Annotated in this window: 18 protein-coding genes; 5 read left to right on the plus strand and 13 right to left on the minus strand. The window is 44.3% G+C overall.

All coding sequences use genetic code 11. The features are described 5' to 3' along the window. Window positions 1-335: 335 nt before the first annotated feature. The 4 genes from OZ660_RS01785 to rpe form a co-directional block, all read right to left on the minus strand. On the minus strand, window positions 336-1,499 hold the full coding sequence (locus OZ660_RS01785) for an HDOD domain-containing protein (protein WP_274742354.1): 1,164 nt from the start codon (window positions 1,497-1,499) through the stop codon (window positions 336-338). 189 nt (window positions 1,500-1,688) lie between these two features. Next, complete coding sequence (locus OZ660_RS01790) at window positions 1,689-2,282, minus strand: anthranilate synthase component II (protein ID WP_274742355.1); 594 nt, start codon at window positions 2,280-2,282, stop codon at window positions 1,689-1,691. Window positions 2,283-2,319: 37 nt separating this feature from the next. Then, window positions 2,320-3,327: a tryptophan--tRNA ligase gene (gene trpS, locus OZ660_RS01795; protein ID WP_226434484.1), complete on the minus strand. Its 1,008-nt coding sequence runs from the start codon at window positions 3,325-3,327 to the stop codon at window positions 2,320-2,322. A 31-nt stretch (window positions 3,328-3,358) separates the two neighbouring features. Further along, entirely contained in the window at window positions 3,359-4,036 is a 678-nt protein-coding gene (gene rpe, locus OZ660_RS01800; protein ID WP_159627348.1) for a ribulose-phosphate 3-epimerase, read from the minus strand. Window positions 4,037-4,456: 420 nt separating this feature from the next. On the opposite strand from rpe, the gene OZ660_RS01805 reads away from it, so the two are divergent. The 3 genes from OZ660_RS01805 (at window position 4,457) to OZ660_RS01815 (ending at window position 5,946) form a co-directional block, all read left to right on the plus strand. Continuing rightward, window positions 4,457-5,185, plus strand: a complete 729-nt coding sequence (locus OZ660_RS01805; protein ID WP_159627347.1) for a TorF family putative porin — start codon at window positions 4,457-4,459, stop codon at window positions 5,183-5,185. Between the two features lie 242 nt (window positions 5,186-5,427). Beyond that, entirely contained in the window at window positions 5,428-5,736 is a 309-nt protein-coding gene (locus tag OZ660_RS01810; RefSeq protein WP_159627346.1) for a hypothetical protein, read from the plus strand. A 9-nt stretch (window positions 5,737-5,745) separates the two neighbouring features. Further along, window positions 5,746-5,946 (plus strand): DUF2970 domain-containing protein, encoded by a 201-nt coding sequence (locus tag OZ660_RS01815; RefSeq protein ID WP_202263310.1) that lies wholly within the window; start codon window positions 5,746-5,748, stop codon window positions 5,944-5,946. Between the two features lie 11 nt (window positions 5,947-5,957). Here the strand turns inward: OZ660_RS01815 and OZ660_RS01820 are convergent, their stop codons facing one another. The 9 genes from OZ660_RS01820 to pilM all read right to left on the minus strand — a co-directional run bounded on the left by OZ660_RS01820 (window position 5,958) and on the right by pilM (window position 14,982). Continuing rightward, window positions 5,958-6,848, minus strand: coding sequence for a Dam family site-specific DNA-(adenine-N6)-methyltransferase (locus OZ660_RS01820; protein WP_202263311.1), 891 nt, complete (start codon window positions 6,846-6,848; stop codon window positions 5,958-5,960). A gap of 186 nt (window positions 6,849-7,034) precedes the next feature. Beyond that, window positions 7,035-8,453, minus strand: coding sequence for an SPOR domain-containing protein (locus OZ660_RS01825; RefSeq protein ID WP_274742356.1), 1,419 nt, complete (start codon window positions 8,451-8,453; stop codon window positions 7,035-7,037). 91 nt (window positions 8,454-8,544) lie between these two features. Then, window positions 8,545-9,612, minus strand: coding sequence for a 3-dehydroquinate synthase (gene aroB / locus OZ660_RS01830; protein WP_274742357.1), 1,068 nt, complete (start codon window positions 9,610-9,612; stop codon window positions 8,545-8,547). 34 nt (window positions 9,613-9,646) lie between these two features. After that, complete coding sequence (gene aroK / locus OZ660_RS01835) at window positions 9,647-10,162, minus strand: shikimate kinase AroK (RefSeq protein WP_159627341.1); 516 nt, start codon at window positions 10,160-10,162, stop codon at window positions 9,647-9,649. Window positions 10,163-10,431: 269 nt separating this feature from the next. Continuing rightward, on the minus strand, window positions 10,432-12,207 hold the full coding sequence (locus OZ660_RS01840; protein ID WP_274742358.1) for a type IV pilus secretin PilQ: 1,776 nt from the start codon (window positions 12,205-12,207) through the stop codon (window positions 10,432-10,434). A gap of 2 nt (window positions 12,208-12,209) precedes the next feature. Then, window positions 12,210-12,734: a pilus assembly protein PilP gene (locus OZ660_RS01845; RefSeq protein WP_442859679.1), complete on the minus strand. Its 525-nt coding sequence runs from the start codon at window positions 12,732-12,734 to the stop codon at window positions 12,210-12,212. Next, window positions 12,734-13,345 (minus strand): type 4a pilus biogenesis protein PilO, encoded by a 612-nt coding sequence (locus tag OZ660_RS01850; RefSeq protein ID WP_159627339.1) that lies wholly within the window; start codon window positions 13,343-13,345, stop codon window positions 12,734-12,736. The genes OZ660_RS01845 and OZ660_RS01850 overlap by 1 nt, the downstream gene beginning before the upstream one ends. 3 nt (window positions 13,346-13,348) lie before the next feature. Then, complete coding sequence (locus OZ660_RS01855; protein WP_274742359.1) at window positions 13,349-13,927, minus strand: PilN domain-containing protein; 579 nt, start codon at window positions 13,925-13,927, stop codon at window positions 13,349-13,351. Further along, a complete protein-coding gene (gene pilM / locus OZ660_RS01860) occupies window positions 13,915-14,982 on the minus strand; it encodes a type IV pilus assembly protein PilM (protein ID WP_274742360.1) in 1,068 nt (355 codons plus the stop codon). The genes OZ660_RS01855 and pilM overlap by 13 nt, the downstream gene beginning before the upstream one ends. A 136-nt stretch (window positions 14,983-15,118) precedes the next feature. Here pilM and OZ660_RS01865 point away from each other — a divergent pair, with 136 nt between their 5' ends. Both OZ660_RS01865 and OZ660_RS01870 read left to right on the plus strand, forming a co-directional pair. After that, on the plus strand, window positions 15,119-17,782 hold the full coding sequence (locus tag OZ660_RS01865; RefSeq protein ID WP_274742361.1) for a penicillin-binding protein 1A: 2,664 nt from the start codon (window positions 15,119-15,121) through the stop codon (window positions 17,780-17,782). A gap of 78 nt (window positions 17,783-17,860) precedes the next feature. After that, a complete protein-coding gene (locus tag OZ660_RS01870; RefSeq protein ID WP_202263317.1) occupies window positions 17,861-19,552 on the plus strand; it encodes an NAD-dependent malic enzyme in 1,692 nt (563 codons plus the stop codon). Window positions 19,553-19,778 lie beyond the last annotated feature (226 nt).

Below are 19,778 nucleotides of genomic sequence, written 5' to 3' on the forward strand. Positions count from 1 at the left end.
GAAAGCGTTTATTCTTTTCACAAGCAACAAAAGCTGACTTAGGCGCGTAAAAACTAATCGAAATTGGCTAACAGTATGCCATTTTTTTTAACATTTGTCTTCACTGTAAATGGCTGTAGCCCTTTATTTATAAGGACTGTGGCTTAATTTGCATTAAAAGTGAATAACTATTAAATACTGATATATAGCTTTTAGTGTTAACAAGGAATGCCAGTACGAGAAAGGCGTAAAGGTACATTGGGGGTCAGTGTATCCTTACAAAAATTCGCCTGATATTGAGTAAAAAGGTAGCACTCATTCGAATAATGAGTGCATGAATATCCAATAAAAATTTACTAATGAGCTTCGTTTTTCACCAAAGGGAGGGTGAAAACGTCAATAGATTTTAACACTTCAAGGCTCCCAGTTGGGTATTTCTGCTCGCTAAAAAGTGGTTTAATTTCTTTCATTTCAACCAGTTTGAGTTGATGCAGCATACGTACTTGCGCATAAGTGCGAGCTTGATGAAGCGTTTTACTAAGCGTTTTTCGTTCCACTGGCGCATTGTCTGCACATAATCGCATAGCGTCAGCTAAGCGTAACCGTGTCATTTGCATATGCGCAAAAATGTCTGCGGTAACCGAGTCGGCAAACTCTTGCTGTAGTGCTATTAAGTGATTTGCAGAAGGTGTAATTTTAAGTAGCGCAGCGTGACGTTTCTGCTCTTTATCTTTTTGACATTCTTGTAGCAAATGCATCTGTATTTTGTCGAAAAGTTTAAAGTACAAACGAGTGACCGCACAGCGACCCAAATTGCTGAGTATACCCAGTGTATAGGCTTCATTCTTATTTAAGCCTGTTTCACCGGCCAAATGCTTTGCGGTTAGTGCAACGCCAGTGGCATAGGCTAGGTACTTTTGCTTTATTTGAGGGTATGGGTCGGTCACTTGAGGTAACGCACGCTTAAGAACGAAGTAGGGGATTAACAGCCTTAAGTTCTCTATGCCCAAGAAACTCAGTGCTGTTCTTAACGTTTCTACCACAATAATGCGCCCACGAGAGTCCTTGCGGCGAAAACGCGGAGTATTTACCACTGCAATGAGATCGTCATAAAGCCGCGGCATGCTAGCGGCGATGGGTTCTAGCTTCGAAATAGTGCATGCCCTTACCGATAATGCATCGAGCAACTCACCCATATTTTCTGGTATGGAAAGGGTCGCTTGGCATAACTCGGCTGTGTGACTCAAATACTCAGTCATTTCTCCAAGGAGTATTTCATGTAGTTGATGATTTATACTCTCGACGTAACTCGCTTCTGATTTTTGTTGAAGCCGTTTGTTCTCGATAGCAACTTTTTCTACATGTAAGAGACGTCGGCGTGCATCGCCTTGCTCAGATTGCTCATAGGTGACTTCACCAACACGACGACGCCCAAGCATTTCAAAAACACGCTCAGGGGAGACAATCATATTTTCAAAGCGATCATCGATTGTAGGTGGCATTGAAGCCCCAATCGTCATGTTAAAAACACTCCTACTCATTACTTTCTTTACAACGGCAACACTATCGTACATGGGGCCTACTACTTCGCTAAACCCGGCGTGGGTAAAGTACCCTGCGGGTGGATTGATATGCCCCTGTTCTTATACTCAGTCAAAAGTAAATGATAAAACAGGGAATTGCGAATAGGTTATCGGCCCACCCTGAATTTACTTAAGAGAAACCGCCGGCTGTTTTAAAAATGCATGCAAAACGTCATGGCCATGCTGGGTTAACAGCGATTCTGGGTGGTATTGTACACCCCAAATAGGATATTGGGTGTGTGAAATAGCCATAATTTCCCTTTGACCACAGGCGGTTTCGCACCAAGCGTCTACACGCAGTGTCGAAGGAAGTGTATTGGGCTCCAGTACGAGTGAGTGGTAGCGAGTGACATCGAAGCGTTCTGGAAGGCCGGCAAACAGTCCTTGATTTGTATGTTGAAGCGCAGATACTTTTCCATGCTTTATTTCCTTAGCGCCTACCACTTTTGCGCCAAATACCTGCCCAATCGCTTGGTGGCCGAGGCACACTCCCATAATAGGGAGCTTTCCAGCAAAATGTTTGATGGCAGCAAGGCTAATACCTGCTTCATTAGGTGTACAAGGGCCCGGAGAAATAACAAGCTGTGAGGGAGATAGGTGCTCAATATCGGCAAGTGATAACGCATTATTGCGTATCACTTCAACATCAGCACCTAGTTCTGTGTAGTACCGCGCCAGGTTATGCGTGAACGAATCAAAGTTGTCAATTAACAGCAACACAGCCGCGATAAACCTCTGTCATTACAAATACGATGCGTTACGGCTTTGGAATAAACCCAACAGCGTCGTAGACCTTCTTAAGGGTTTGTGCGGCGCGCGCGCTGGCTTTTTCTGCACCTTGGCGCATAACTTCGTCAAGATAAGCGCGGTCCGCACGAATTTCGGCATAGCGCTGCTGAATAGGCTCTAAAAGCGAAACAACTGCTTCGGCCACATCACCTTTTAAATGACCGTACATTTTATCAGTGTACTCTGGCTCAAGCTCTTTCACAGATTTCCCGGTTGATAAAGACAGCAGCGTAAGCAAGTTAGAAACCCCAGGTTTTTCTGTTGGGTTAAAGTAGATGTTTGCTTGCTCGTCAGAGTCAGTGACTGCACGCTTTATCTTTTTAGTCAGCTTTTTAGGCTCTTCTAGAAGACCAATGAAGTTATTAGGGTTGGTATCAGACTTTGACATCTTCTTTTCAGGCTCTTGCAAGCTCATGATGCGAGCACCAAAATCTGGAATGTAAGGATCAGGTAGGCGGAATACATCACCGTATAAATTATTCACGCGTGTAGCAATGTCACGAGTAAGTTCAAGGTGCTGTTTCTGGTCTTCTCCTACTGGTACTTTATCTGCTTGGTAAAGCAAAATATCAGCAGCTTGCAAAACCGGATAGCTGTATAAGCCTACGTTAATATTGTTTTCATTTTTCGCCGACTTATCTTTGAATTGAGTCATGCGGTTAAGCTCGCCCATTTGCGCATAGCAGTTCAGTACCCACGAAAGCTGTGCATGCTCAGGGACATGTGATTGCATAAAAATAGTGCTTTTTTGCGGGTCGATACCACAAGCAAGGTAAAGTGCTAAGCCGTCAAGACAGGCTTCGCCGAGTAATTTAGGATCTTGTCTTACAGTAATTGCATGAAGATCTACAATCATATAAAGACAATCGTGATCGTCTTGCATGGAAACCCACTGTTTAAGTGCACCCATATAGTTGCCAAGGGTAAGTTGTCCAGAAGGCTGACAGCCACTTAATACAACGGGTTTATTACTCATTTGTCTTTACCTGTATTACGTTTTTAAAATGTTATGCTTTTGATAATGCCGCGAGTTCGTGGCGCATTTGGCCAATAACGTCGCTATAGTCATCTTGAGAAAAAATGGCTGAGCCTGCTACAAACATGTCTGCACCCGCTTCAGCTATGTCGCGAATGTTATCTACTTTTACGCCACCGTCAATTTCTATTCGAATGTCGTAGCCACTTTCTTTAACTCGCTGTTTAACGGCTCGCACTTTATCGAGGGTGCTGGGAATAAATTTCTGCCCGCCGAACCCAGGGTTAACCGACATTATTAGGATGTGGTGTAGCTTATCCATAACGTGATCAAGGTAATGTAGCGGCGTAGCGGGGTTAAATACCAAACCTGGTTTGCAACCCGAATCAATAATTAGCTGGAGTGAACGATCTATATGTTCAGATGCCTCTGGGTGAAAGCTGATATAGCTCGCACCAGCCTTAGCAAATTTTTCAATGAGATCATCGACCGGTTTCACCATCAAGTGAACGTCGATTGGCGCACTTATTCCATAGTTGCGCAGTGCTTCACAAATCATTGGTCCAAAGGTGAGGTTGGGCACATAGTGGTTATCCATGACATCAAAGTGCACCACATCTGCTCCCGCTTTTAATACTGCTTCTACGTCTTCGCCCAGTCGAGCAAAGTCGGCTGACAATATGGAAGGGGCTATCAAAAATGGTTTCATGGTGCATCCTTTAAGTGAACATCCAAATGCGTTGCCCGATAGAACCTTGAATAAGCTCAACGAGTTGCAAACGCGTGAATTCAGCGAAAGTTTACCCAAAAGCGCATCTGTTTACTACGTATTGCAATAAACAGTCTTTCGATGCGCACTAAATCAGTCGCAAATACCCACAATGCACTGCCCAATTTTGGTGAGGTCGCGTTAAGTTGGTGCATGTTTATTCAGTTTGTCTGCATGTGTATTAGCGCGGTGTGATTTTTTAATAAAATTAAATGAATAAAATTCAATTACTTATTGGTTTGTTGTGCGTTTTTTAAGATGAACCATAAATGGGCATTAAGTTTGCGTTATCCAGTCCAAAAATAAGAAGACAGAAAAACAAATTACAACAACAAATTTGAATTTCACTGGAGAACACACATGAAAACATCTACAAAAAGAACATTACTTGCCGCTGCTATCTCTTCAGCGTGCCTATTAACTGCGATGCCAAGCTATGCTGAAGGCGAGTTCACTGCAAACGCAGGCGTGAGCAGCAACTACATTTGGCGTGGTCTTACACAAACCACTAACGAAGCTGCTGTTCAAGGTGGTATTGATTACGCGCACGAAAGTGGCTTTTATGCGGGTACTTGGGCGTCTAACGTAAACTACGGTGCGGGTGATGTGTACTCATACGAGCACGATATGTATTTCGGTTTTTCTGGTGAGTCAGACGGTGTTGCCTACGACTTCGGTTACCTTTACTACAACTACGACGACGAAGCTAACTTCGATTTTGCTGAAGTATACGGTAGCGTTGGTATGGGTGGACTGAGCCTAACCGTTTATCTACTAGCACACACAGAAGCTGATGAAGGCGAAGGCCAAGACTTTGGCTTCGCGCAAGCGTCTTATACTTCACTTGATTATGCGTTTGAAGTACTTAATGGCACAGAGTTAGGTTTACACGTAGGCTATCACGAAGGTGACTTTGCAGAAGCGTTCAACGGTGTAGAAGGCTACGTTGATTATGGTATTTCACTGTCTAAAGATGGCTTTAGTTTCGCTATTACAGGTACCGATCTAGACGATATGGGTGGTGAAGACGAATTTGATAACGACGCAGTGAAATTCACTGTGGGTTACTCGATGGATTTCCAACTGTAATTGTGAGTTAGTGTTGGGCCAAGGTAGGCCCAATGAACGTTGAGTTAAAAGCCTAATGCTGTCATTAGGCTTTTTATATTGTGCTTAAGAATAAGGTTTCGCAGTATTGGTGTTAGCAAAAGCTTACAGTGTAGAAAACGTATTTTTGAGCACTTACTTATTTTAGTAACAATAGTCTTGTTCCAACGTTCGATTTGATTATAATGAGATTAATTTTTAAACGAGTGCTAGGAGTATTCAGGATGAAAGTTCTCCCTTTTTTTGCAGTGTGCGGTAGCGCCGCGTTACTTAGTGTAGCGTTGTCGTCTGCGCCTCAATCGCGCTCGTCTGTCTGTAACTATCAACCTGTTACCGAGTTTAATCCTAAACTTCCGGCAAGCCACATTCAAAATCAATGTGCCCGTCATAAAGATGGCGTTGAAGAGGTAAGTTGGTTTTCTTGGATAGCAGGCAAGTCGCCGTCATTTCAGTTTCACTTTCTTGACCTACTCGAACTGCTGCACAGTGATGATGGCAGCGTTGATTTCTCTTCTTCGCCTAACGACGCTTAAGGTGTGATTATGCAATCTGGTACTGGTTTTTGGTCAGTTCTGGGGAGTGTAATTGCTAGTCTGTTTGGTGTTCAAAGTCACAAAAATTACGAACGAGACTTCACAAAAGGCACCTTTATTAGTTTTGCAATTATTGGCGTTGTGTTAGTAATTACCTTTGTGGTTTTGCTGTTTATGTTTGTGAAGTGGTACAGCGGCTACAGTACTTAATCAAACCGCGCTTATATAGAGGGCACCACTACAGGTGACTTCGCTTTTCTTTTTCTCACTTTCGCTTTAGGCAGCACCTTCGCTGGCGGAAAGTAAGCCAATATCTCATCTACAGGTTGTCGCTTAGCACCATTTTGGCTAATTGAACGCTTTACTGAAAGCATGCTGAAATCAGCACCATGATAAAGTGAACGTGTTAGCGGCAAGTCGTGATTGGAAATCAGCACTGGAATACCGCGCTTTTTAGAGGCTCGGGTTGCAAGTTCTGCTAGCTTTTCTTGAGAATCTTGTCCAAAGCTGCGAGCCGCGTAACTCGTAAAAGCAGCCGTTTTACTAATAGGTGCATAAGGCGGATCGCAATAGATCACGTTGCCTCTTCGCGCCCTTGAAAACACTTTTTCAAAAGGCAAGCAGGTAAACGTAGCCTTTTGTGACTTCTCAGAAAAAACGAACATTTCATCTTCGGGAAAGTATGGTTTTTTATAGCGCCCAAAAGGAACATTAAATCGGCCCTGCAGGCTGTAGCGACACAAACCGTTATAACCATGTCTGTTCAGATACAAAAAGAGTATGGCTCGGTAATACTCATCCTGTGTACTGTTGAACTCTTCTCGCAATGCATAATACATTTTTTCGTCGTTACGCTTGTCGCAGAAAAATTCACGCGCATCATTAATTAATGCATCGGGTTGTGCTTTTAAAAAGTTGTACAGGTTAATGAGATCAGGGTTGATATCATTGAGAAGGTAACGTTTGTATTGCGTATTCAAAAATACAGAGCCGGCACCAACAAACGGTTCAATAAGTTTGTTAGCTTGCGGTAATCTGGCTTGAATGTGCTCTACCAAGCTATATTTGCCACCGGCCCATTTTAAAAAGGCCCGGTTTTTCTTTTGCATCATGCTTAAACGTTACTACCTACACGGACTGAAGAAGGTGGTTATTCCTAACGTCGCCGAAGGCATTGCCGGGGAAGGGTCTTTTGACATCACCACACTAAAGGTAGATTGTAACTTTCATCGCTAATGTGAACAACCAGCAAGTGAGATAAGCGCGCGATTTTAGCGCACTATTAGGCAATAGGTGATTTATGGATTGTCAGTCAGAGCTAACTCTTTGAGTACTTGTTCGCCATTCTTAACAAAAGCGTTCTGTTTGCCTGGAAAGTCGGGCAAAGTACTGCGTGCTTGCTGCGCGTCATTAAAATTGGAATAGAGTGTCTTATCAACTACAACGAACCAATCACCACCGTAGCGTTGGGTCTTGTAAACGCGGGTTTTATCGTAAAGTCCATACTCCAACAAAAATTGCTCGAGTACTCGCTCATCTTTCATCGCTAGCATCTGAATGGCATACTGAGATGGACCTATCCATACGTTTTCAGTGTTAGCCTCGTTCTCTTTCTCGTTCTCGTTATTAGCACTCGCAACAGCGATTGGCTTTTCATCAACAAGGGTGGTTGGCTCAATGACGTCGCTATCTTGGTTTGGGCGCTGGGAATCATCAGTAATGGCACTTTGTGTTTTGTTGCTTGGCCCTAAAGATGAAACAGCCGTGTTCCAGTCAGTGACCAAGTTCGCATCGTCATTTAACAACGGTGCTTCCTGTTCACTCTCACTCACTGTAACAACGTCGATAGTAGCAATATCATTAGGAGAGGTGCTATCGCCAGTAATCTTTGTGTCATTACGGGTAGTGTCTTGGTTATCAGTATTTTCTTCAAGCAACGAGTCGTAGGCTGAGCCTGGTACTGCTTGAGAAGCTGTAGTATTGGTATTGCCGCTTTCGATAGGCGCAAACAGACCTGATAGATTGCTGCCATATTGCCAGTAGACCAAGCCAGTAAACGTAACAAGAAAAATGGCTGCTATAGCACCATATAGCCACTTGGATTTTAAGGGGTTGCTAAACGTGAGTGTATTTTCTCTCTGTCGGTTTTCTAGGTGCGCTTGAAATGCTTCACGTCGAGACGCAATCATTTTGTCGAGGTCCGACTCAAACGTGGGCTGCTCACTCATAACCGACTGGCTACTTATAATGAGTGGCGTTTCAGTATTTTTGGCAGGCAGCCACTGTTTCGCATTTTCTGCCCATTGGCTGTTGGCAAAAAGCAAAACGTTCATGTGTTGTTTGTTACCCGCAAACCGGCTTTGTAGCACTAAATCCCATAATTCCTGTAGCAATTTGTCAGGAAGGTGGTGCGCTTGTGTGATTGCTATGAGAATAGGCCCTTCATGGCCGTTTAAATCTACAAGAAGTTCATTTAGAGGTCTTACGAAACTTCCAACCACTTGCCCGAGTAGTTGACGGCAGAGCTGACGACGATAGTCAGACGTGTCCATATTCTCTTGCGCGGTCAGGTAGGCAATTTCGGTGTCATCATGTTGCTGAAAGACAAACGCCTCTAACGTTTTTTGTTGCTCAGCAATAGACTCACCACTGACAAAAATCAGTTGTGATGAATAATTTACCAAGTACTCCAAACGTTCATGCAGTTCACTTTGCACGGAAGTTCGCCCCTTCGATATACGAAATTAGCCAAGTGGCTTAAACATATTTATTGTACAGTACGTTTAAGCCAAAGCGTGTCGATGAAGGTTAAGATAGTAATTCAGACAATATCGCGTCGGTTACGTCTTTTGTCACAACCGCTTTACCGATACCCTGTGGAAGTACAAAGCGAATATTACCTGCCTCAACCTTTTTATCGCGCTTCATGTGCTTAACATAGTCGTCTTTATTCATGTCGCTAGGCCCTGCTACGGGAAGCTTGAACGTTTCAAATAACGCACTAACACGACGTGTTTCTGACGGTGTAAACCATGACAGCGCTTCTGCTGCTTTACAAGCAAGTATAGTACCAGCGGCTACGGCTTCACCATGAAGCCAGTTACCATAACCTTGCTCAGCTTCGATTGCGTGGCCAAACGTGTGACCGAGGTTAAGTATGGCGCGTAATCCGCCTTCTCGCTCATCTTTTGCTACCACATCAGCTTTGATTTCACAGCAGCGAAAGATAGCCTGGCTCAACGTATTTTTGTCTAGCGCAGTAAGGGGCGTGACGTTTTGCTCTAACCAATTAAAAAAGCTCGCGTCGTAGATAATTCCGTATTTGATAACTTCAGCCATACCTGCTGCAAACTCTCGAGCAGGTAAAGTGGTAAGCGTGTCAGTATCAATGGCGACAAACTGCGGTTGGTAAAACGCACCAATCATGTTTTTACCAAGTGGATGATTTACAGCAGTTTTACCGCCTACCGAAGAGTCGACTTGTGACAATAGGGTAGTGGGTACTTGAATAAAAGGCACACCACGCTGATAGGTTGCAGCAACAAAGCCTGTTAAGTCACCAATTACACCGCCACCTAATGCAATTAATGTGGTGTCACGGGCTGCGTTGAGTTCTAGCAACCGCGTCATTACAACTTCAAACTGGGTTAAGTTCTTATGCTGTTCGCCATCGGGTAACACAATGGTTTCGACGTGGACATCGCCACAAGCTTTAACGACAGTGTCGAGATACAGTGGCGCTATCGTCTCGTTGGTAACGATAACCGCTAGAGGGCCTTTTATATAAGAACGAAAAAGGCCAGGTTGCGTAAGCAGCCCAGCCTCTATCTGTATAGGATAGCTACGGTCTCCAAGTTCCACAGTTAAGGTTGACATGGGCGTAGCACCTCCTAATTTATAGTGTTTTTATTTATAGACCAATTTTGCTAATAATTTGATTTGCTACTGCGCGTGCAGATTGGTCGTCTGTATCTACCACGTAATCGGCCACTTCTTCATATAGTGGGTTACGCATTTCTGCAAGATCACGAAGTACCTTCTCAGGGTCTTCATTTTGTAGCAAAGGACGACGCTTGTCGCGTTGTGTACGGGCAACTTGCTTATCGATAGTGGTTTGCAAGTAAACAACAATACCGCGGGCAGATAAACGATTGCGTACCGCTTTAGTTACTATAGAGCCGCCGCCTGTGGCAAGTACGATACCTTGCTTATCTGTCAGGTCGTTAATGACGTTCTCTTCGCGTTTGCGGAAACCGTCTTCACCTTCCAAATCAAAGATCCAAGCGATATCAGCACCAGTACGGCGCTCAATTTCCTGATCCGAATCAAAAAAATCTAGGTGAAGTTCGTCTGCCAGATGTCTACCGATGGTACTTTTGCCAGCACCCATTGGGCCAACTAAAAAGATATTACGTTTTTCAGCCATATTTGCTTATATCACAACTTAATCATGTTAGGGGCAGTGCACTGTTGCCTTACCAGCCTACCCATTGACTCGTGCCTATTTAGTGTCCAATAAGCACCACTCCTTAAACCTCGCTTAAATTTCGAGAGCGCGATTATCTCAGTTTCCTGCAAGGCGTTGCAAGTTTTGTTACTAACAATTAGCGTATACCTGTAAATTTACTTACAAAAAAGTGTCAAAAACAAAAAAACGCGCTGTAAAAAGCGCGCTTTTAGGCTCGTATTCTGGCGTTAAGGACGTTCAGTTACAATTTTAGGCGTTACGAAAATAAGTAGCTCACGTTTTTGCTGTAACTGAGAGGTATTTCTAAATAGCGCGCCCACGACTGGCAAATCGCCAAATAGGGGTACTTTTGTCACACCATCAGAGCTGGTCTGCTGGAATATGCCACCTAGTACGATGGTCTCGCCATTTTCCACCAATACCTGCGTTTTTATTTCTTGAGTATCAATGGCAACGGCATCACCCGTTGATGTAGAAACGGTTTCGCCTCGCGTATCTTGTGTCACAACCAAATCAAGAATAATGCGGTTGTCAGGAGTAATATGCGGTGTCACTTTGAGCGATAGTACCGCTTTTTTGAATTCTACCGATGTTGCACCTGATGATGTTGCTTGAACATAGGGTATCTCGGTACCTTGCTCTATGTAAGCTTCGTGCTGATTGGCTACTGTGATACGCGGGCTGGCAATAATTTCACCTTTGTTTTCAGACTCAAGTGCAGATAACTCTAAATCCAAAATAGTGCCATCAACCAAGCTGGCTACCTGAAACCCGATGCTTGCTGCTGACGTACTCGCAACGGGTAGATTAACGTTCAGGCGATCGCCAATTGTGGGAATAACGCCACCGGCTATAGTTTCAGCGCCTTCAATTGAACCCGATACGCCATTGTCATCTTGACGATCACTAAACCCCCAACGCACACCTAATTGTTCATCAACATTGTCCAGCACGGTAACCATGCGACTTTCTATGAGTACCTGTTTTACAGGGACATCTAGGGCATCAATCATTTTTCTGGCTTCATCAATTGAAGCTAAGGTATCGCGAATAAGGATCGTGTTGGTGCGTTCGTCTACGGTGACGCCACCACGGTCAGACAAAATACCGCCTTCAGTAGATTTTAAAATAGTCGCTAAGGCTGCTGCTTTGGCATAATTTACGGGGATATTGACCGTTTGTAGTGGTGCTAAATCAGACACTTGTTTCTTTGACTGAAGCGCTTGAGTTTCACGCGCTGACAATTCTTCTGCAGGTGCGATAAGGAGAATGTTACCTTCTAAACGCTTATCAAGACCTTTAACGCGAAGGATCATATCAAGTGCTTGATCCCAAGGAACGCCAGATAAAGATATTGTGACATTGCCTGTGACAGTATCGGTAGTAACAAGGTTAAAACCATTAACTTGGGCAATAATCTGCAATACTTGTCTTACAGGCACGTCTTGAAAATCAAGAGAAATTGGGTCGCCCGTGTACTTTGTTTCGCTCTCAAGTGCTTCTTGTTGCTCAGCGTCCATGGCTTTTACTTCGATTCTAAGGACGCCTTCGTTAATGGTATTTTGAACAACTACCGTGCCCGCATAATTCACTTCAATACGTGCGTCGTTGTCATCTTCGAAGGTTTCAATTGTTGAAACCAAGGTTCCGAAATCAGCCACATTTAACTCGACAAGTTGGTCCTCACCAAGCTTGGTATTGGCCAGTGTTACCGACACTTTCCCTTGTGACTCAACTAACTGTAGTTTGGGCGTATCGCCTGTAAATGAAACCAGTGTAATTGCCGCGCGGTCTGCACCTTGCGTAAAGTCAATATTGGTGACTGTAGTCGTGACTTGCGCCTGACGCGCTTGCGCTTGTGGGTCGACCAATAGTGGCTCTTGTGCTTTAACTGGTGCCATAACAAGTGTGAGAGATAGCAAGGTAGCGATCGCCGCGGCAAGCCAGTACCAACGAGGTACTCTACGATTCAGAGATTTGTTGAATATGTATCGCTCGGCCATGTTTACTCTCCCGCCTTTGATGCTGTAGTCATTGTTGTTGTTTTCCTTTGCCAGCAGCCGGCACCATCTGGTAATGACTGTTCAATAGTAATTGAATCACTGCCAATTTGCGTAATTTTTCCATAAAACAAGCCGATACGGCTTCCTACTTTGGCTTTATGCAACACGCCATCGTTACTTCTAATCAAGGCCCATTGCACGCCTTTAACCTCAAAATTTCCTGAAAGTGAAAGTGCATCTACGCCATATGCTTCAAGTGCTTCTTTTGCTCGTTGAAAGTCAGGTTGGTAGCAATTTTCTACACGAGGCTTGCTTACCGGGGCGGTATTTCGACGAGGTTGTTCAAAGGGGCTACGAAGCGCGCCTGCACTATAAGTGAATGGCGGATGCGTTTCGAACTCAGGATAGGGTTCAATTTGTGGTGTTGTCCTATCTTTTACACTTTGTGTATATGCTTGCAGATCGTCAAGCTTTGGTGAACATCCAGTTGCCAAAAATAAGGCTAAGAGAGCTGTAAGATAACGCATTATTTTACCTCTCCCTCAATTTCTGACGAGTTTTCAGAACGATAAGTTTTTGCCTGAAGTTTCAATGAAAGCCCGTCAGTGCCGCGCGTAATATCAAAATCGTGCAGAGTCACAATACGAGGTAAGTCAGCCACTTTAGACACAAACTCACCAAAATTGTGATAACCGCCACTCACTTCCATCTCTATGGGTAGTTCAGTGTAAAACTCTTTCGGTACTTCCTGTTGCCAGTTCAATAGCTCAAATGTCAGTCCCGATGACGTACCCACATAGGTAATATCGTCGAGCAACCCCGGTGTTTCATTGCTGGTGGGGAGGCTTTTCAACATGGAAGAAAAGTCTTTCTTAATTTGAGCAAGCTGCTCTTGATAGGCTTCTAGGTTAGCCGCAATACGATACTTAGCTTCAAACTGCAGTTTAAGCTCTTGCTCTTTTAATTCAGCAGCGTCCAGCGTGGGAAGCTTAGGGCTAATCAGCATGTAATAGCTTAATGCGCCTACGATAATAGCCACAAACGCGCCTACAACAATACGAATTTCTTGCGGCCATATAGCAATTTGCTCGAAATCGAGTTCGTTGAGTTCTTTAAGTTTTTCTACGTCAAATTTCATAATTTACTGCGCTCCATTTTGACTGCTTTCAAGAGGAGCAATATTGGGTTTAATCAGAAATGTTAGCGTAAAGCTACTCATAGCGCGTGCAGCACTACTGTCTGATTTGATTGTAGAAAGCTCTGCGGCAACGAAAATTTTCGAATTATCTAAGCCGCGCATAAAATCTGAAAGGCGGTTATTTGAATCACTTGTGCCTTCAATCTCTATCCTGTTACCCGTTCGAGTCATTGACTCAAACGCAACACCAGATGGCACAAGCTTAACGAGTTCATCAAATACAATAGGTGCAACATTACGGCTAGCCTGAAGTTGCTCAATAAGTGCCATGCGCTGCTCTATGGCATTCTTACTATCTTTGACCTTTTTAATTTGTGCAATTTGCTCGTCGAGTATGGCAATTTCTTGTTCTAAATAATTGTTGCGTGAATTTTGATTGCTAATCTGTTGATCGATAGCTTGACCGATAAACCAGAATATAAGTCCAACGATAGCGGCAACAGCAAATAAAGCGCCTAGGTATTGTTGTTTTTGATGCTGACGCTGCTTTTCGCGCCAAGGTAGAAGGTTTACATGTGCCATTGTGTAAAACTCCTGCTTGCAAGCCCCGCGGCAATCGCTAATTGCGGCGCAATCTTATGTAAGCGCTCGGTGTCTAATTTAGGGTTTATTGTCATACCACTAAATGGATTAAAGCAATTCACTTCTAAACCCAGATCTTGATTTAGAATATCAACTAACGGCTCGATAGTGGCCGCTCCGCCGCTTAGCAGTATGTTTGTTGGGCGCTCTGCGTGTAGCGTGCTCATGTACATTTGCAGCGCTCGGTTGATATTTTGTTGCAGATTGGCTGCAAAAATCGGCAGCGTATCTTCAACCCAGTTACCTGCTAAAGTGCCATCTAATAATTGGCGCTCAGCTTCTTCGCGCTCCATCATATGAATAGCACTGATGTCATTAATTAAATGATTCAGTCCGAAAGCATGTTCTTTGGTGTAAACCACATTGCCATCTTTTATCACGCAAATCTGTAACAGTGATGCGCCAACATTTACACAGCAAAGCGGTTGCTCTGGCGCATCGACGTGGTGAAAGTATTCTAATGCGTTGCCAATGGCGTAGTTTTCCATATCGACAATCTTAGGTTCAAAATTCGCTTCTCGCGCAAGCAGCAATCGACTATCCACTAAGTCTTTGTGCGCTGCGGTGAGTAACACGTTTACTTTGCCTGAATGGGTTGCGCTTGGACCAATTTCTTCAAAATCTAGATAAACTTCTTCTAGCGGGTAAGGAATAAGACTGTCAGCTTCAATTTCTATTTGGTTTTCGAGCTCATAATCACTTTGGTCTGGATCCATATACACAATCTTGCTGATCACAGACGTGCCTGCCACAGCTACGTTCGCAAGCTTCAGCTTTGTCTTAAGTGCTTTTCTTACTTTCTTAAGTGCAATACTGATAGACTCGTAGTCTTTGATATCGCGTTCAGAAAAAGCAACTTTAGTGATAGGTTCACATGCATAGCCTTGCAGTACATACCCATCTTTTGATTGTTCAAGCCACACCGCTTTTATTTGACGCGTGCCTATATCTAAGCCCACAATGGGCGGCAGCTTTTTGTTAAACAGCGATTTCATTTGCAAGTGTCCAGTTTCAAAGGTTATTGCTCTACAGTACAATATTACTCTATTAGTCTTATGCGTATGGTTCTATAGATGACACATACGTATAAAATATACGTCATTTCAACAAAATGTGTTGGTATCCGTTACAGTGAAGTACATCAAACCGCTTATTTTATTCGTTTTTCTATCAGGCCTTTTGGGTTGTGCGGCACTGGTAGGTATTTACTTTTATATCAAACCAGACCTGCCTAGTGTCACTGTACTTAAGGATGTACGCCTGCAAACGCCCATGCAGATATACACCAAAGACGGAAAACTTATTTCGCAATATGGAGTTAAACGGCGGATCCCCGTAAAACTTGAGGAAGTACCTCAAGAATTGATCAACGCGATACTCGCCACCGAAGACAGTCGTTTTTACGAACATCACGGAATTGACCCCATAGGTATTGTGCGTGCAGCAGTAAGTTTAGTACTAACTGGCGAAAAGCGTCAGGGCGCAAGTACACTTACCATGCAGCTTGCACGTGGTTTCTTCCTTACGCGTGAGAAAACCTACATTCGAAAAGTAAAAGAAATCTTTATCGCTTTGCATATGGAGCAAGAGCTGTCAAAAGAAGAGATCCTTGAACTTTACCTCAATAAAATCGAGCTGGGGCATCGCGCGTTTGGCTTTGGGGCTGCCTCGCAGGTGTACTACGGAAAACCTCTTAACGAGCTTAACTTAGCGCAAATGGCGACTATAGCCGGACTGCCGAAAGCGCCCTCAGTACTGAACCCTATTAGTGGGCCAGAACGCTCTGTAGAGCGGCGCAAGGTTGTACTGCTTAGAATGCTCGATGAGCAATACATCACCAAAGCACAGTTTGATGAAGCTGCTAGTGCACCTGTTACTGCGCGTAAACACGGCGCTGAAATTGAAGTTGACGCGCCTTACTTGGCAGATACGATTTACAATGAAATGGTGGAAATCTACGGCAAAGAAGAAGCAGAAACCGGTGGCTATCAAGTGTATGCAACCGCTAATTCAGATATTCAAATTGCTGCCCAGAACGCCGTGGTACGTAACCTTCATGACTACGATGAACGCCATGGTTATAAAGGTCCTCTTGGTTACCTTTGGAATTTACCCACCCCTGAAAGTAAAGATGAGGTTATTCCCGCGCTTTCGTTGAGTATAGATATTAGTAGTCGAACAAATCGCAGTGAATGGGATGAAACGTCGCTACTTGAAGTACTCAGTGAAATTCCACACATTAAGCCGTTGATGCCAGCTGTGGTAATGGCGGTAGGTGAGCAATCAATTGATGTACTTTCTGTTGATGGTGAGTCGCGTACGATTACATGGGACGGTTTAGATTGGGCCCGTGAATACATTACTGATTTCCGTCAAGGGAGTGACCCCAAAACCGCATCTGACATTACCCAAGAAGGGGCGGTCATCTACATTCGCGAGCAGGAAGGGCAGTGGCGTATTTCTCAACTTCCTGAAGTGAGTGGAGCGTTTGTTGCCTTAAATCCGCAAAATGGCGCAGTAGAAGCAGTGGTTGGTGGCTACAGTTTTTATCAAAGCCAGTTTAATCGTGCCACCCAAGCCAAACGTCAAGTGGGTTCAAACATAAAGCCTTTTGTGTATTCGGCGGCGATCAACAGCGGATATACTCTGGCCTCAATTATTAACGATGCACCAATAAACCAGTGGAACGCGGCAACTGGCGTAGCGTGGCGCCCACAAAATTCTCCAGCAGAATACGATGGCCCAATTCGGATGCGTAAAGCGTTAGGTAAATCAAAGAACGTGGTGTCGGTAAGATTACTTCGTGGCGTTGGTCTGCGCGAAACTACCGATTATCTTACTCGCTTTGGATTTGATGCCGAAGATATACCCTTTGATGAAACGGTTTCGTTAGGGTCGGGATCACACACTCCGTTAGAGGTGGTGCGAGGGATGTCGGTTATCGCAAACGGTGGCTATTTAGTCAACCCGCACTTCATCAGCAAAGTACTCGATGAAAGCGGTCAGGAACTATGGCGAGCGAATCCAGTTTGGGCATGTAATCGTTGCGAAAATGAAAGCGAACCTGAAATAGTGCCAGAAAGTGATGAAGCTGATATTGAAGCGCTGCTAGCTGCTGAACTCAATCAAGATGTGTTAATAGGCGATGCACTTGCGGATGAGAGCGAGGAAAAAGTTATCGCACCTCAGGTCATAACGGCGCAGAACGCCTTCTTAGTCGGGGAGATGATGCGAACTGCGGTAAGAGCCAACGGAAACTGGAATAAAAAAACCTATTGGCTTGGCACTGGATGGCGTTCTCGAAATATATTACAGCGTACAGATATTGCAGGTAAAACAGGTACTACCAACGACTCTCGCGATACGTGGTTTAGTGGCTTTCACAAAGATATCGTTGCTACGGCATGGGTTGGGTTTGACAACATGGGGCGTCAGTTAGGAAGAGCGACACGTAATCAGAATCTCATTAATAAAGATCCTGAAAAATTCAACTGGATTGGTAATGCCCTCATTGGTACTGAGGACGGTGCAAAAGCCGCGGGCCCTGCGTGGATAAGATTTATGCAATATGCATTGAAAGATAAACCCCATACGCCTATGCCCGTACCTGAAAATATTGTGCGGGTTCGCATTGATCGTACCAGTGGAAAGTTGACCAGAAGAACAGACCATACGACACTATTTGAATATTTCCTGCAAGGCACCGAGCCAACCACTTACGTTCGTGACGATGAAGTGATTGATCCAGCCACACAGGATACGACTACTGCGCCAGAGCCAGAAGAGATATTCTAATTATAAGTAAGGCACGCGTTAGGCGTGCCACTTCAGGCCGTGGCGATGTATTTGCCTGAACATAAAATCGGAAAACCAATGTCAGAAGATTCACAGCGATATCTTTATATTCCTCATGCCGGCCCTTCATTGCTGGAAACGCCCCTACTGAATAAAGGCAGCGCATTTACCGCACGAGAGCGCGCTGCTTTTAACCTTACAGGCCTTGTCCCACCTCGTTTTGAAACCATCGAAGAGCAGGTGGAGCGCGCTTACATGCAGTACAGCAGCTTTGATGAGGCGCTCAATAAGCACATTTATTTACGCGCAATTCAAGATAATAACGAAACCTTATTCTATCGTCTTATTCAAAAGCATATTGATGAGATGATGCCCATTATCTATACCCCAACAGTGGGTGATGCGTGTGAGCAGTTCTCTGATATCTATCGCAGTTCCCGCGGCTTGTTCGTGTCGTATGAAGAGCGTCATCAGCTAGATGATATCGTGCGCAATGCGACAAAGCGCAAAGTGAAAGTGATTGTTGTGACTGACGGCGAGCGAATTTTAGGTTTGGGTGACCAAGGTATTGGCGGTATGGGGATCCCCATTGGTAAGTTGTCACTATACACCGCATGCGGAGGAATTAGTCCAGCCTACACCTTACCAGTGATGCTTGATGTGGGTACCAACAACGAGAAACTATTAAACGACCCTATGTATATGGGCGCGCGACATCCTCGTATTGGACAAGAAGAATACGACGAATTTGTCGATATGTTTATCAAAGCAGTAAAACGTCGTTGGCCTGACGTTATGATTCAGTTTGAGGACTTTGCACAGCCTAATGCCATGCCGCTGCTTAATCGTTACCGCAATGAAGTATGTTGCTTCAACGACGACATTCAAGGTACGGCAGCAGTAACACTAGGTACAATTTTAGCGGCATGTCGCACCAAGCAACAAAAGCTGAGTGAAATGAAAGTGGTATTTGTTGGTGCGGGCTCGGCTGGTTGCGGCATTGCTGAAATGCTTATTCAGCAAATGGTGTTTGAAGGCATTAGTGATGAGCAAGCGCGCAAACAAGTATTTATGATTGACCGTTTCGGTCTGGTTACTGAAGGCATGGAAGGGTTGCGTGACTTCCAACAAAAACTTCAGCAGAAGACAGAAGACTTAGCTGACTGGACCTTTAGTGGCGACTATGCCTCACTGTTAGACGTCATGCACTGTGCGCAACCAGATGTACTGATTGGTGTTTCAGGTCAACCAGGTTTGTTTACTGAGCAAGTGATCCGCGCAATGAAGCAGTCTTGCGAATTACCCATCATCTTCCCACTAAGTAATCCGTCTAGACAAGTTGAGGCACGCCCTGAACAAGTTATTGAATGGACCGATGGTGAAGTCATCATTGCAACGGGAAGCCCATTTAAGCCAGTTGAGTACAACGGCAAAATATTCCCGATTGCTCAGTGCAATAATTCCTATATCTTCCCTGGTATTGGTTTAGGTGTTGTAGCAGCAAAAGCAAAATTAATAAGCGACGAAATGTTGATGGCGGCAAGTAATGCGCTAGCAGCTGCATCACCATTGGTGAATACTGGCGAGGGTTCTTTACTACCGCCATTAGGCGCCATTGCACAGCTAAGCAGAGACATTGCCTTTGAAGTTGCTAGAGTCGCTATGGAGCAAGGGTTGGCACTTGAAATGTCTGACGAAGCATTGCGCGAAAGTATTGAGCGTAATTTCTGGAAGGCGGAATACCGACCGTATAAACGTGTGAGTATTTAACATCATGTTCGCGCCAATTAGATAGATGGCATCGCTCAATAGTATTTACGAAAAAGCAGGTTAGTCCTGCTTTTTTTGTGCCTGATGTTTATCAAAAAACCGCAGTTAATCGTTCCATTGCAATCAGTAAAAAAGTGTTGCATATGGGCAACATCTTCATAATCAATTTACATCTCTCTTGCCTATATTGTTACCTAAGATTCTGAATATATTGATTTTATTGTTG

This window comes from Alteromonas sp. 009811495 (genome assembly GCF_028865455.1).
Classification (GTDB): domain Bacteria; phylum Pseudomonadota; class Gammaproteobacteria; order Enterobacterales; family Alteromonadaceae; genus Alteromonas.

Excerpts from the sequence above, each read along its gene's own strand:
- OZ660_RS01785 (WP_274742354.1), bottom strand. The coding sequence starts at position 1,499 with ATGACGATTGGGGCTTCAATGCCACCTACAATCGATGATCGCTTTGAA.
- trpS (WP_226434484.1), bottom strand. The coding sequence starts at position 3,327 with ATGAGTAATAAACCCGTTGTATTAAGTGGCTGTCAGCCTTCTGGACAA.
- rpe (WP_159627348.1), bottom strand. The coding sequence starts at position 4,036 with ATGAAACCATTTTTGATAGCCCCTTCCATATTGTCAGCCGACTTTGCT.
- OZ660_RS01805 (WP_159627347.1), top strand. The coding sequence starts at position 4,457 with ATGAAAACATCTACAAAAAGAACATTACTTGCCGCTGCTATCTCTTCA.
- OZ660_RS01810 (WP_159627346.1), top strand. The coding sequence starts at position 5,428 with ATGAAAGTTCTCCCTTTTTTTGCAGTGTGCGGTAGCGCCGCGTTACTT.
- OZ660_RS01815 (WP_202263310.1), top strand. The coding sequence starts at position 5,746 with ATGCAATCTGGTACTGGTTTTTGGTCAGTTCTGGGGAGTGTAATTGCT.
- OZ660_RS01820 (WP_202263311.1), bottom strand. The coding sequence starts at position 6,848 with ATGATGCAAAAGAAAAACCGGGCCTTTTTAAAATGGGCCGGTGGCAAA.
- aroB (WP_274742357.1), bottom strand. The coding sequence starts at position 9,612 with ATGTCAACCTTAACTGTGGAACTTGGAGACCGTAGCTATCCTATACAG.
- aroK (WP_159627341.1), bottom strand. The coding sequence starts at position 10,162 with ATGGCTGAAAAACGTAATATCTTTTTAGTTGGCCCAATGGGTGCTGGC.
- OZ660_RS01840 (WP_274742358.1), bottom strand. The coding sequence starts at position 12,207 with ATGGCCGAGCGATACATATTCAACAAATCTCTGAATCGTAGAGTACCT.
- OZ660_RS01845 (WP_442859679.1), bottom strand. The coding sequence starts at position 12,734 with ATGCGTTATCTTACAGCTCTCTTAGCCTTATTTTTGGCAACTGGATGT.
- OZ660_RS01850 (WP_159627339.1), bottom strand. The coding sequence starts at position 13,345 with ATGAAATTTGACGTAGAAAAACTTAAAGAACTCAACGAACTCGATTTC.
- OZ660_RS01855 (WP_274742359.1), bottom strand. The coding sequence starts at position 13,927 with ATGGCACATGTAAACCTTCTACCTTGGCGCGAAAAGCAGCGTCAGCAT.
- pilM (WP_274742360.1), bottom strand. The coding sequence starts at position 14,982 with ATGAAATCGCTGTTTAACAAAAAGCTGCCGCCCATTGTGGGCTTAGAT.
- OZ660_RS01870 (WP_202263317.1), top strand. The coding sequence starts at position 17,861 with ATGTCAGAAGATTCACAGCGATATCTTTATATTCCTCATGCCGGCCCT.